11 protein-coding genes are annotated in these 13,541 nt (G+C 44.1%); 2 read left to right on the top strand and 9 right to left on the bottom strand.

Going from position 1 to position 13,541, the window contains the following annotated elements:
• Positions 1 to 16: 16 nt before the first annotated feature.
• A complete protein-coding gene (locus IEV39_RS09070; RefSeq protein ID WP_005284196.1) occupies positions 17 to 1,504 on the top strand; it encodes an NAD-dependent phenylacetaldehyde dehydrogenase in 1,488 nt (495 codons plus the stop codon).
• Positions 1,505 to 1,566: 62 nt separating this feature from the next.
• On the opposite strand, the gene IEV39_RS09065 is transcribed toward IEV39_RS09070, so the two are convergent.
• The 9 genes from IEV39_RS09065 to IEV39_RS09025 form a co-directional block, all read right to left on the bottom strand.
• Complete coding sequence (locus IEV39_RS09065) at positions 1,567 to 3,981, bottom strand: penicillin acylase family protein (protein WP_050560209.1); 2,415 nt, start codon at positions 3,979 to 3,981, stop codon at positions 1,567 to 1,569.
• A gap of 324 nt (positions 3,982 to 4,305) precedes the next feature.
• Positions 4,306 to 5,715: an MFS transporter gene (locus IEV39_RS09060; RefSeq protein WP_005284204.1), complete on the bottom strand. Its 1,410-nt coding sequence runs from the start codon at positions 5,713 to 5,715 to the stop codon at positions 4,306 to 4,308.
• Positions 5,716 to 5,873: 158 nt separating this feature from the next.
• Entirely contained in the window at positions 5,874 to 6,656 is a 783-nt protein-coding gene (gene pcaD, locus IEV39_RS09055) for a 3-oxoadipate enol-lactonase (protein ID WP_005284206.1), read from the bottom strand.
• A gap of 15 nt (positions 6,657 to 6,671) precedes the next feature.
• Complete coding sequence (pcaF, locus tag IEV39_RS09050) at positions 6,672 to 7,880, bottom strand: 3-oxoadipyl-CoA thiolase (protein ID WP_005284210.1); 1,209 nt, start codon at positions 7,878 to 7,880, stop codon at positions 6,672 to 6,674.
• A 600-nt stretch (positions 7,881 to 8,480) separates the two neighbouring features.
• Positions 8,481 to 9,134: a 3-oxoacid CoA-transferase subunit B gene (locus tag IEV39_RS09045; RefSeq protein WP_005229197.1), complete on the bottom strand. Its 654-nt coding sequence runs from the start codon at positions 9,132 to 9,134 to the stop codon at positions 8,481 to 8,483.
• A 2-nt stretch (positions 9,135 to 9,136) separates the two neighbouring features.
• Entirely contained in the window at positions 9,137 to 9,820 is a 684-nt protein-coding gene (locus IEV39_RS09040) for a 3-oxoacid CoA-transferase subunit A (RefSeq protein ID WP_005284215.1), read from the bottom strand.
• A 121-nt stretch (positions 9,821 to 9,941) separates the two neighbouring features.
• Entirely contained in the window at positions 9,942 to 10,862 is a 921-nt protein-coding gene (gene catA / locus IEV39_RS09035) for a catechol 1,2-dioxygenase (protein ID WP_005284217.1), read from the bottom strand.
• 115 nt (positions 10,863 to 10,977) lie between these two features.
• Positions 10,978 to 11,268 carry a muconolactone Delta-isomerase gene (catC, locus tag IEV39_RS09030; protein WP_005229200.1) on the bottom strand — a complete coding sequence of 97 codons (291 nt, stop codon included), beginning with the start codon at positions 11,266 to 11,268 and terminating at the stop codon, positions 10,978 to 10,980.
• A gap of 14 nt (positions 11,269 to 11,282) precedes the next feature.
• A complete protein-coding gene (locus IEV39_RS09025; protein ID WP_005284220.1) occupies positions 11,283 to 12,392 on the bottom strand; it encodes a muconate/chloromuconate family cycloisomerase in 1,110 nt (369 codons plus the stop codon).
• 104 nt (positions 12,393 to 12,496) lie between these two features.
• On the opposite strand from IEV39_RS09025, the gene catM reads away from it, so the two are divergent.
• A complete protein-coding gene (gene catM / locus IEV39_RS09020; RefSeq protein ID WP_005229202.1) occupies positions 12,497 to 13,414 on the top strand; it encodes a cis,cis-muconate-binding transcription regulator CatM in 918 nt (305 codons plus the stop codon).
• The last annotated feature ends 127 nt before the right edge of the window (positions 13,415 to 13,541 follow it).

Raw genomic sequence — 13,541 nt, 5'->3', positions numbered from 1 at the left:
AAAAGAGGAAAAGAACATGAGTGAAGTTCAGATTTTAGCAAGCGTACAACAATTTATGGCACGTCAACATGGACATTTTATTGATGGAAAATTAGTTGCTGCCGAGCTTTTAGATAAAGTGGATATTGTAAATCCATCGACTGAACAAGTGGTTGCTCAAATTAGTATTGGTAGTGAACACGATGTCGAAAATGCGGTGAAAAGTGCTGAACATGCTTTTCAACATGCTTGGGCTGAAACGACACCGTATCAGCGTGGCGTTAAACTGAATAAGCTCGCAGATTTAATTGAGCAATATGGTGAAGAACTTGCTCAGCTCGAGACGTTATCTACAGGAAAACTTATCAATATTTCCCGTCATCTTGAAGTCGCACAATCTGTTATTTTCTTAAGATATTTTGCTGGTTGGGCAACCAAAATCAATGGTCAAACCATGCAGCCCTCTATTCCTTCTATGCAAGGTGAACAATATACGGCCTTTACTTTAAGACAACCGATTGGTGTAGTTGCAGGGATTGTGCCCTGGAATTTTTCACTGATGATTGGTGTATGGAAAATCGGTTCAGCGTTAACCACGGGTTGTACCATTGTGCTTAAACCAAGTGAGTTTGCCAGCTTATCTTTATTACGTTTAGCTGAACTTGCCATCGAAGCAGGTATTCCAGCCGGTGTGATTAATGTGGTGACAGGTAAGGGAGAGACGGGACAATATTTAATTGAGTCGCCACTGGTTAAGAAAGTCTCATTTACAGGTTCAGTCCCAACAGGTATTGCGATTGGTAAGCTCGCGATGAGTAGTGATTTAACCCGTGTCAGTCTGGAGCTGGGGGGTAAAAATGCCATAGCCATCTTGGCTGATGCAAATATTGATGAGATTTTACCGACTTTGTTGCAAGCAACTTTTGTACATCAAGGTCAAGTTTGTGCATCCCCAGAGCGTTTTTTTGTACATCATACAAAACATGATGAACTGGTCGAGAAACTCTCGAAAGCACTTTCTAGTTTCAAAATTGGATCGGCGATGGATGAGGGGAGTATGTTTGGCCCACTTGCTAACCAGCCACATTTTCATAAAGTAAAACATTATTTAGATATGGCAAAAGCTAACAAGCAGATTATTGCAGGGGGTGAGGCCCTAGATCAGACTGGATATTTTGTACAGCCGACTTTAATTTCCTTTAAAAATACCGCTGATCCTTTATTTTCAGAAGAAACTTTTGGTCCAGTGGTCGGGGTAATGCCATTCGAAACTGATGAAGAACTCGTTCAACTGATGAATCAGTCGCGTTTTGGTTTAACCGCAAGTATCTGGACCAATGACTTATCTAAAGCTTTGCGGTTGATTCCTAAAATTGAAGCAGGGACTCTATGGGTCAATATGCATACGTTCTTGGATCCTTCCGTTCCATTTGGCGGGGTAAAAGCTTCAGGAATTGGCAGAGAGTTTTCAGATGCATTTATTGAAGATTATACCGAACTAAAATCAGTGATGATTCGCTATTAATTGAAAACGAGGTTTGTCATTAAATAACAAACCTCGTTTTTTAAGATCAGTTGAACTAAAAACTAATAATTTAACGTGATAGTTTGCTGGGTTGCTTGATCGATTTGCTTTTGACTCACCGCATCCTCTTTACATTTATAATTTTCAAATAAAGTCAGTTGATCTGCAAAGTGAGCATCCAGTTTTCCATTTGGATGGATAAAGCCACTTTGACCCGGGGCCAAAATTGAACACATGCTGACCTGATTTGGATTTAACACCACTCTAAAGGTCGCGCTTCCCGTATTGCCATAGGTACTGAGTTGTTGTTCATGTGAAGCATCCGCCCATGGAATACCGACTGAATTTTTGCTGGAAAAGCCCATGGTTGCCACTGGAATTTTCCAGTCATTCGGGTCAGTCGAATGATACTGTTTTGAAAGTTCAGTCAGTGCGTTTTCTAAAGCTTTTAACACCACATCATCTGCTGTTTGTCCTTTTAAGAAATCAACCTTTTGGGGAACGCTTGACTGTTTTCCTTGCAATGCATTCCAGATTAATTTTGAAGCACTGGCTGGCTGGGCACTACGCGGATCATGATTGACCGGATAAAGCGTATCGGTATAACGCTGATAAATACTTTCAGACAAGTTCGGTTTTAACACCAACACAATCATCTGATTCAGCCATGCGCGCATAATCGCTGGTGCTGCACCCTGATAATATTTTGCTTCACGATCTGGGCGTAATTTTAGATCCCATTCTGCCAACAGTGGTGCGACTTTTTTAGCCTGTGTTGAGGCTTTGTCACTTTGTGCGGCCCTGATCATAGAGGGAATAAAATAGCGTGCATTCAGATCCGACCAGGCACCTGTTTTATTGATGTCCCAAATCTCTTGCTGGCTTAACTTGGGTTTGCTTTCCAAAGGTTCAATCAGTTCATTGACACGATCAACATAAGAGAAATTCGAGGAATCGGAACGTAACCCTGCAAAGGCTTTATTATTCCAGCTACTGATATAACCTTTTTCTGGATTATATTGTTTAGGGTTATGCGAGAAATCGTAGAAACCTTGCCATTCCATTGAACCATCGCCAAGCACTGGAAGCTGAATATGCTGGTTTTCAGGCCGAATCGGTAAACGACCCAACGCAGCGACTCCGATATTATTTTGGGTATCGGCATAAAACCAGGTGATTGAAGCTGCGACACGTTTGGCTTGGGCAAGAAACTCATTCCAGTTGCTGGCTTTGGCTGCATTGGCCCAGCCTAATAAGCTTTCAATTTCTACACCTTCCCAGCTCCGTTTTTGAGCATAGGCGGTGTGATTCTTTTCATCCCATGTACTGACAAAGCCTTGTTTACTTTGATAAACATCTAAAATATGGTCGGCCTGATTTTTCACTTTTATTTTTACTTGTTTGTGCTCAAATGGAATATAAGCGCCTTTGTATAAATATTCTTTTGAATTGCTTGGATTTAGAGTGAGTTGGTAAACATCATTAGTATCGAGTGAACCGACGGTCGAGCCCCATGCGATTTTGCCATTGGTACCAAATAAAATTGCGGGTAAACCGACAGGGGTAATTCCGGTTAAGTCATAGCCAGCGCCGTGTAGTCCAATTGCATAGGTGATGGCAGGGGTATACCAGCCTTGTTGTGGCCCATTATATAAAACAGTCTGGCCTTCGATAGTTTTATCTGCCTTCACTACCCAGGCATTGCTGGCTGTTGGAACACCATCAATCACGCTTTTTCCCATGGCAATACGGGCTTGGGCTAAATATGTTTCGGCCGCATGACTGGAAATCGGTAACACCTTTTTCGAGATAGTTTGCTGCCGTACTGAAAACTGTGGGGCTTGTTCGGACTGAATAATGGTTGGGGCTTTGGGATCATCTAGCCAACGTAATTGTTGATAGACTTTAAGACCCTCAGCTTGCCCTTTTTCTTTTTGCAGTTGGGTGAGTAAATCTAGATTTGAAACTTCAGAACTTGCTGAAAAAAAGCGGTTGAGGATGAGGCCGACCCAAACCATGGCGATATCTTCTGATGCCCAGAGGGAGGGTTTAAAGCCATAATCAACAAACTCTTTGGGCATGAGTGCTGGATTGGCTAGTACTTCTTTGACCCGTTGATTAAAACCTGCTGCATAGCCGTCAAAAATTGCACGGTCTTGAGGGGAGAGTTGTGCAATTTGTTGTCTGATATTTTCTGGATTAAAGCGACTATGCGTGGCGATATCATATTGCAGATAGTCGGGACCCAATACTTCAGCCACAGTACCTAAACCTGTGCGCTTCGACATCTCCATCTGGAATAAACGATCGGTTGCAACCGCATAGCCATAGCCGTAAAACAGGCCAAAGCTATCTTTGGCATAAATATGAGGTGTACCAAAGCTATCTCGTTTGATGGTGATTAAATTTTTGGGCGGTGTCACTTCTGAATTCGAAGATGAATGACAGCCGATGAGAAAGGCGCAACCTAGTGCCATGATTCCATTTTTCAGCACAGTCGGTTTATAAAAGGGGGAATGTGTGATCAATTTTAACGATCCTTATTGTTGCTATTGTTTAAATGTAATGTCGAGTCAATCTTCTGCTAGAAGCTGACGAGATATACCGATGAACATGCCTTGTTCATTAAATAAAATTATGATGATTTATCTATGTAATTTTCCATTACCTTGTGGGTATATCTTTATACTTTATAAGACAAGGCTTTTATCGGTTGATTGAAAGATCGATATGAAAAAATCAAAACAAAAAACATTTAGGTCTGTTGAGCTGACTCAGATGATTTATGGATAAAACAATGATTAGCGCATTAATTTTTTAGCCAGCCGATCCGGGTTGAGAAAGACCATATTGAGGATTCCCACCACAATCAGATACAAGCCAATAGCGCTAAAACCCTGATTCATCCCCATGATTAAATTTTCTAACATCTGTGGACTAAGCGGAACACCCTTACCTGGATTGATATAACCTGCATGATCCATCAAATATCCAATCATGGTTGGGGAAATCATTCCGCCTATAGATGCGGTGGCCACCAGTGTTGCCATAACTGCGGCACGTTGCTGCGGACATACACTATAACTGACGGTCATGGTCGCCAGCGGAAAACACATCGAAAATCCGGCTGCTACCGTAATCAGGATCAGATTGAGATTTCCCGTTGAGAAAGGGAGCATATAAAAGGCACCACCTGAACATAACAGCAGTAAGCCAAAAACAATCCCAAAAGCGACATGAACACTTTGGCCTTTTTGTAGAAGTATCTTTGAAACATAACCAGCAAGTGCCAATGTAATTGCGCCTAAAATCCACGGAAAGCTGGAAATAAAGGCAATCATTTCAGGTGCGAATTGATGGGTCGATGCAATATATTTAACTGCCCAAGTGGTTAAAAAACCTAAAGACCAAAAACATCCTAAACCGGCAAGCAAGGCAGCAATAAACATTTGAGAAAAAAATACGTTGAAAATCGGGACAGGTTTTAATTGATCTACAAAATCTATGATGCTTTGGCGACTGGTCTCAGCTTCTTTGCTTTTAATAATAGAGGAAGCTGCTGAATTTTGGGCTTGATGAAAATGACTATAAGGGCCTTCTTTACAGATACAACGCCATAAAATACTCCAAATGATGCCGACAATACCGAGAAAGCCAAAGGCCCAACGCCAGCCCCAATCCGGATGTGCAATGATATAAGCTAAAATAGGTGCTGCAATAATGGGGCCAAGCATGGTTCCTGAAGCGACCAGACTGCTTGGGAAACCACGGGCACTGGGTTCAAACCAACCTTGGACATGCGTCAGAGATATGGAAGAAGCAGGACCTTCTGCTGCACCGAGTACAATTCTTGTGATCAATAAGGTGGTTAAACCCCCACCGAAGAGCATAGGGAACTGTAATAGTGCCCAACTTGCGCCCATGATCAAAAGTAGCCAGCGGGTTTGAACTTTTTCTGCGAGAAAGCCTACCGCAATTCCTGAGATTGCAAATAAAAAGAAAAAGGCACTGCCGATAAAACCAAATTGAGTTGCACTGAGTCCCAACTCAGCCATGACGGGTTCGGCAACAAGCGCTAAAACAGCTTTATCCACGAAATTAATCATCTGAAACAGCACCAGCAGGGCGGTAATAAGCCAAGCCCGTTGCCTATTTGCAGAAGATAATAAGGATGCTGAAACCGTTTTATTTTGTGAATTGTTATTATGCATTGCATGATCCTTATGCAGCGACCAAGGCACATCGGTCAAAAAGATAATGGTTTACTATTGATTTAAATAAATATATTTCTATGGCAAAGCTTATTCAGGTGGTGCGTGTTTTTAGTGCTACGATCTTGCGCTGCTTATTAAGCAGCGCTTTGTTTTAATTAAGTTGTAGTAATAAAGTCGAACACTGCCTGATTGAATGCATCGACCTGTTCAATATTGGAAATATGTGAGGCATTGATTTCTACCAGTTGGGCATCCGCAATCTGCTGTTGCATAAACTGTCCATCTGCGACGGTAGTAACGGGGTCTTGGATTCCGGCAATGATCAAAACAGGGAGATGGATGTCTTTGAGTTGATCTCGGACATCCGCTTTAGCCAAAGCCTCACAACAATTGGCATAACCGTCTGCGCTGCCAGCACTTAAGTCGTTACACAGATTATTGACAATGGCAGGATGACTTTGGATAAAGGGATCTGTAAACCAGCGAGAAGCTGCTGTAGTGGCGATAGGACCTAAACCTTGCTTTCGAACCAGCTGGGCGCGATCCAGCCAGGCCTGTTCCTGTCCAATTTTTGCTGCAGTATTGGCAATCACCACGTGGCTAAATCGTTCTGGATAATGAATTGCCAGCCATTGGCCAGTGATCCCACCCATGGAAATCCCACAAAAACTGGCTTTTTCAACTTGCAAATGATCCAGTAAATGGATGACATCTTCGCCCAGTTGTTGCAGGCTATATGGACCTGATGGGGTAGAAGAAGACCCATGACCACGGGTGTCATAACAGATCACATAAAAGCGTTGTTTAAAATAATTGAATTGCTGTTGCCACATCCCGTAGTTGGTCCCCAAAGAGTTAGAAAACACCAGTGCCGGGGCGTTGGGATCGCCAAAGGTTTGATAGTGAATTTGCGTATCGGCAGACTGAAAAACTGACATTACTCTTCCTTTATTTTAATCAATACGTTGAATAATCAAGGCAATCCCTTGACCAACACCGATACACATCGAACACAAGGCATACTGCCCCTTAATCTGTTCAAGCTGATTCAGGGCCGTGGTCACCAGACGCGCACCAGAGGCACCTAAGGGATGACCCAAGGCAATTGCACCGCCATTCGGATTAACTCGTGTATCATCATCTGCCAAAGCTAAATCACGGGTTACCGCCAAAGCCTGTGCTGCAAAAGCTTCATTCAGTTCAATCACATCCATCTGTTCTAGCGTGAGATTGGCCTGTTTCAGCAGTTTCTTGATCGCAGGTGCAGGCGCAAAGCCCATAATCCGTGGTTCAACCCCAACTGTTGTGGCTGCAATGATTTTGGCGCGTGGTTTGAGTTGGTATTTTTCTACCGCTTCGTCCGACGCAATCAACACAGCGGCTGCGCCGTCATTAATTCCAGAGGCATTACCTGCTGTCACGGTACCTTCAGCTTTCACCACACCTTTGAGTTTGGTTAATGCTTCTAAAGTGGTCGATGCACGTGGATGCTCATCACGATCCACCACAATGGCATCACCTTTACGTTGTGGAATGGTCACAGGGATGATTTCATGGGTAAAGAAACCTTTGGCTTGTGCCGCTGCAGTACGCTGCTGACTATTAAGCGCAAAATGGTCTTGGTCGGCACGGTTGATGTTGAACTGTTCCGCCACGTTTTCTGCGGTTTGCGGCATGCTGTCCACGCCATACATTTCTTTGAGCTTTGGATTGATAAAACGCCATCCCATGGTGGTGTCTTCAATCTTTTGGCTACGGCCAAAGGCACTATCCGATTTACCCATCACATAAGGCGCACGGCTCATGCTTTCGACACCACCTGCAATAATCAGGTCGGCTTCATTGGCTTTAATCGCACGGGCAGCCATTGCAATCGCATCCAGTGATGAACCACATAAACGGTTCACTGTGGTAGCAGGCACCTGATACGGTACGCCTGCCAATAAGGCTGACATACGTCCCACATTACGGTTATCTTCACCTGCTTGGTTAGCACAACCATAGATCACATCATCCACCTGTTGCCAATCCACAGTTGGGTTACGTTGCATCAGCGCCTGAATTGGAACTGCTCCCAGATCGTCGGCACGGACAGGGGCAAGACCGCCTGCATAACGACCAAATGGGGTACGGATGGCATCGATGATATAAGCGTTTTTCATTTTAAATCTTGTCCTTTACTTCAGGCCTTTCAGCCATTCTCCGTAGGTATCTCGCGGCGGCGGCATGGATGCCGCCCGTTGGACTGTGGTATATGGATATACCATCAGTCCTACAAAGGTTTTTGTTACTTTTGACCTTTCAAAAGTAAGGTATTGCCTATACAAACGGTTTTCGAAAATCACTTTCATTTATCGGCAGTGATGGTATTCGTCGCTTTCATTCATAAGAGTTAGTCACGACGGAGTCTTAAGGTGCTTAATCCAATACCCACAGCTAGTTCTCGTCACTTTTTAAAAAAGTGACCAAAAACCTTTGTTACTCAGACACAACTTCCTTGTTGTGCTGAGTAACGGGGCGACATCCCTGTCGCCAATCACGATAGCAACTCTCAATTTATCTTCGAATATGTGAAAATCTCGATCTGAGACTTTCCCATAAGCATTTCGCGATGGCGGCATGGATGCCGCCCGTTAGACTGTGGTATATGGATATACCATCAGTCTAACAAAGGATTTTTGTTACTTTTTATCCTTAAAAAGTAAGGCAATGCCTATACAAAAAGCCTCTGCTTGAACCCGTAATTATTGGCTGTGTAAACATTATCCTTGCGTCGCATCAATCAGTTTCGCACCCGTCAATGCCTGTAACTCCTCAAAGCTCAGACCTTCGACTTTTTCAATCACTTTTAAACCGTCTTGAGTCACATCAATCACACACAGGTCGGTATAAATACGATCGACACATTTCAAGCCTGTTGCCGGATAAGTGAGTGCTTCAACAATCTTCGGTTCACCTTGCTTGGTATTGTGATCGGTGGTGATAAATACTTTCTTGGCGCCGACAGCCAAATCCATGGCACCACCTACTGCAGGAATGGCATCTGCTGCACCGGTATGCCAGTTGGCGAGATCACCATTGGCCGCCACCTGAAATGCACCGAGTACCGCAATATCCAGATGTCCGCCACGCATCATGGCAAAGGAATCACCGTGATGAAAAAAGCTACCACCCGTCAGCATGGTCACATATTCTTTACCTGCATTGATCAACTCAGGATCTTCCTCACCTTTGGCAGGAGGCGGACCGAATGCGAGTAAGCCATTTTCCGAATGCAGGAATACATCCTTATCGGCAGGAAGATAATTGGAAATCTTGGTGGGCAGGCCAATGCCGAGATTGACATAAGCACCATCGGGAATATCTTGAGCGACACGTTCAGCGATCTGGTCACGGCTTAGTTTCTGATAGCTCATGTTTATGCTCCTGTACCATTGGCGGCATCGACAGCGACCACATGCTGGACAAAAATCCCTGGGGTAATGATATGTTCAGGATCAAGCTGACCGAGTTCAGCCAGTTCAGACACCTGCGCAATGGTGACATCTGCGGCCATTGCCATGATCGGGCCGAAGTTACGGGCAGATTTGTTATAGACCAGATTGCCCCAGCGATCGCCCTTATAGGCCTTGATCAATGCGAAGTCGGCTTTAATCGGATACTCAAGCACGTAGTCTTTACCATCGATATGCCGGACCTCTTTGCCTTCTGCCAATAAAGTACCAAAGCCAGTTGGGGTAAATACTGCACCTAAACCCATCCCAGCGGCTTGAATACGACAGGCCAGATTGCCTTGTGGCACCAGTTCCAGTTCAATCTTGCCGGCACGATACAGTTCATCGAACACCCATGAGTCAGACTGACGCGGGAAGGAACAGATAATTTTACGAACCGCACCTGTTTTAAGCAGTTTAGCCAAACCGTAATCGCCATTGCCTGCATTGTTATTGACGATGACCAGATCCTTGATGCCGAGTTCGATCAGTCCATCAATCAGTTCAGCGGGTTGTCCTGCGGTGCCAAAGCCACCGATCATGATGGTTGCACCATCCTTGATCTGTGCCAGTGCCTCAGTCAATGAGAGCGTACTTTTATCAATCATAAGGCCAACCTTTTATCCATGTTTTCAAATTTCTATACATACCGGCTTCGCTATAAACGGATATGCATAGAAATTTAAAAACCGTGAGCTAATGAATAGCTCACAGTCATTTTTTAGAGAATTAAGCACCAACGCGACGACGTTCTACCTCTGAACTTGGTGCACCGGCATGTTCCTTCACCAGTTCTACATTAAAGGTAATGTGTTTGAATGGTTTATTCACACCACGACGGGCAATTTCGGCTTCATCGGTTACGTCTACCGCAGTTGCGATGAGGCCTTCACGTGTTGCAAAGGCAAAGTCATCCCATAGGTATTGATCACCTTCGATATTGAACTGGGTGGTTAATTTGCGGTAACCCGGCGCAGACACAAAATAATGTACATGAGAAGGGCGGTTACCATGACGGCCTAACTGATTTAATAATGCCTGAGTGGTGCCTTCTGGTGGGCAGCCATAACCGACAGGCATGGTGGTTTGTGCGACATAGTGACCGTTGGCATCAGACAAAATGGTACGGCGCAAGTTAAAGTCTGATTGTGACTTATCAAAGAATGAATAATTGCCTAAGCTGTTGGCATGCCACACTTCAACTTTAGCACCTTCGATAATATTGCCTTCAGGATCAGTCACGGTTCCTTCGATGAATAAGGTATCGACTTTATCCGATTCAGAACCGTCATCCATACGGGCAAAACCGACAAATTCAGGCGCGCCTGCAACATAGAGTGGACCTTCAATGGTGCGTGGTGTGCCACCGGTAATCCCTGCCTTGGCATCGGCTTCATCGGCACGTAAATCCAGATAATGTTCAAGACCTAGACCTGCTGCCAATAAACCCAGTTCATTGGCCTGACCTGCATCGGTAAAGTATTCCAGACCTTTCCACAGTTCGCTTTGAGAGATGTCCAGATCTTCAATCGCCTGAAAAAGATCACCGAGCAGACGAACTACGATTTGTTGTACACGTGGATTGACGTCACCTGTCGCGGTATCCACATTCATTTTTTTAACCAGTGCATCGATTTCTTGACGGTTCATACATATTCTCCTGAAGTATGATAATTTTTGGTGGCTCGCGGACTTGCTGTTTTTACTGCTTGCTTGGCTTGCCACATTCCTTGTTCAAATCCTGTTTTTAACTTTACCGGCTCGTTTAGCTGTCATCTTCACGAATGGCAGAGGGATGACGGTTCAAGGCCATCACTTCGATATTCATGTAAGGATATAAAGGCAATCCCTGCAAAATATTGTGTAATTCCTCATTACTTTCCACATCAAAAATACTGATGTTTGAGTATTGTCCCGTGATGCGCCAGATATGACGCCATTTGCCCTGACGTTGTAAATCTTGAGAATAAGCCTTTTCTACGGCTTTAATTTGATTGGCTTGTTCAACTGGCATATCCAGTGGGATGTTTACATCCATTCGTACGTGGAAAAGCATGTCAACTCCTTGAATTATTGACGACGCAGGTTGTCGATTTTGTCTTGATCCAGCTCAATGCCGAGGCCGGGACCCGTGGGAAGTTTGAGCTCAAAATTGCCATATTGAAGCGGAGTTTTTAAAATTTCTTCCGTGAGTAACAGTGGGCCAAACAGTTCAGTTCCTGCTGCAAGATTACTAAAAGTAGAGAATGCATGTGCAGAAGCGATCGTCCCTACAGGTCCTTCCAGCATGGTGCCGCCATATAGGTCGATCCCTGCCAGATTGGCGACTTTGGCAACATCACAGGCCTCAATCAGACCGCCAGACTGGGCAATTTTGACTGCAAACACTGAGGCTGCATTGGTTTTTGCCAGTTGATAAGCGCTTTGCGGACCGGTTAAAGATTCATCCGCCATAATGGCAATATCGAACTTGCGCGTCAGACGTTGCATGGCATCAATATTGTGAATTGCACACGGTTGCTCAATCAAATCAACACCGCCATCCTGAAGCATTTGAATCCCTTTAATGGCATTGAGTTCAGACCAAGCACGATTGACATCGACACGGATTGAAACGTCCTTGCCTAAGGCTTTTTTAATGGCCAGCACATGTTCAACATCTTGCTCAAGCGGACGTGAACCAATTTTTAATTTGAAAATATTATGGCGTTTGAGTGCCACCATTTTTTCTGCTTCAGCAATATCTTTTTCGGTATTGCCCGAAGCCAGTACCCACAGCACAGGGACACTATCACGTAAGCGTCCACCCAAAACTTCACTGAGCGGCAAGCCCAGACGTTGGGCCTGAATATCCAGCAAGGCGGTCTGGATGGCGCATTTGGCAAAACGGTTCCCATTAATATTTTGCTGGATGGTTTTTAGGGTTTGAGCCACATTAAAACCGTCCAGTGTTTTTAACAATGGCGAAAAGTATTGCTCAATATTGGTTTTGACACTTTCAGGACTTTCTTCCCCATAACCTAACCCTCCAATGGTCGTTGCTTCGCCCCAACCGGTAAAACCATCTGCTGTGGTGATTTTAATCAGTACTAAGGTTTGGGTTTGCATGGTTGCAACCGCCATCTTATGCGGACGGATGGTTGGAATCTCGACAAGTAAGGTTTCTATGGATTTATACATCTTTGGTATTTCTTCAATCTTTGCCTATTTACATACCCTAAATTAATGTAATATTTAGAACTAGGCTGAATTTGGTATTTTTAGATACTTAAAAGGTATATTAAATGGAATTAAGACATCTTCGTTATTTCGTGACGGTGGTCGAGGAACAGAGCATTACCAAAGCGGCGGAAAAGTTATGTATTGCGCAGCCCCCTTTGAGTCGCCAGATTCAAAAGCTGGAAGAGGAACTCGGTATCTTGTTATTTGAACGGGGCTCACGTCCAGTAAAAACCACCGAAGCGGGGCAGTTCTTTTATCAGCACGCGGTGCAGATTTTGACCCACACTGCCCAAGCGGCTTCCATGGCAAAACGCATTAGCACAGTCAATAAGATCGTGCGTATTGGTTATGTCAGCTCCTTACTGTATGCGCTATTACCGCAGGTGATTTATTTATTTCGCCAAAATCATCCCGAGATTCAGGTCGAACTGATTGAACATGGCACCAAAGACCAGATTGAAGCATTAAAACTGGGTAAAATTGATTTGGGATTTGGGCGATTACGAATTAGTGATCCTGCGATAAAACGGATTTTATTGCGTAAAGAAAAGCTCAAATTAGCCATCCATAAAAATCATCATCTAACCCGCTTTATCGATCAGGGGATTTACCTATCGCAGATTATTGATGAGCCTATTTTTTCTTATCCCGCCACACAAAAACCGAACTTTTCCACCTTGATCCAGTCGATTTTCACTGACTTGGGCTTGGTACCTAAAGATATGGTCGAGGTACGTGAAATTCATATGGCCTTAGGGCTGGTGTCTTCTGGCGAGGGCATTTGTCTTATTCCTGAGAGTGCCAGCGATATTGGCATGAAAAATCTGGTCTATATTCCGATTCTGGATTTGGAAGCCTATACCCCGATTTCACTGGCGGTACGTAATATGGATCAGAGTCCGTATCTGCCGCAGATACTAGAATGTATTAAGCAGGTATTTGAAGAAGAGGGAATACCGATACAACTGGATGGTGATTAAGGCAGATCCGAAAATTAATTATGTTTAAGCGGTCCTAAAGACCGCTTTTTTAATGCGATACGATGGTCTACAGCTAAAACCAGACTTAAAAGGTATAACTATATACTTCGTTATCTATGGAAAATTA

The organism is Acinetobacter courvalinii (genome assembly GCF_014635545.1).
Taxonomy (GTDB): domain Bacteria; phylum Pseudomonadota; class Gammaproteobacteria; order Pseudomonadales; family Moraxellaceae; genus Acinetobacter; species Acinetobacter courvalinii.
This window is presented reverse-complemented; position numbering and strand designations above follow the sequence as displayed.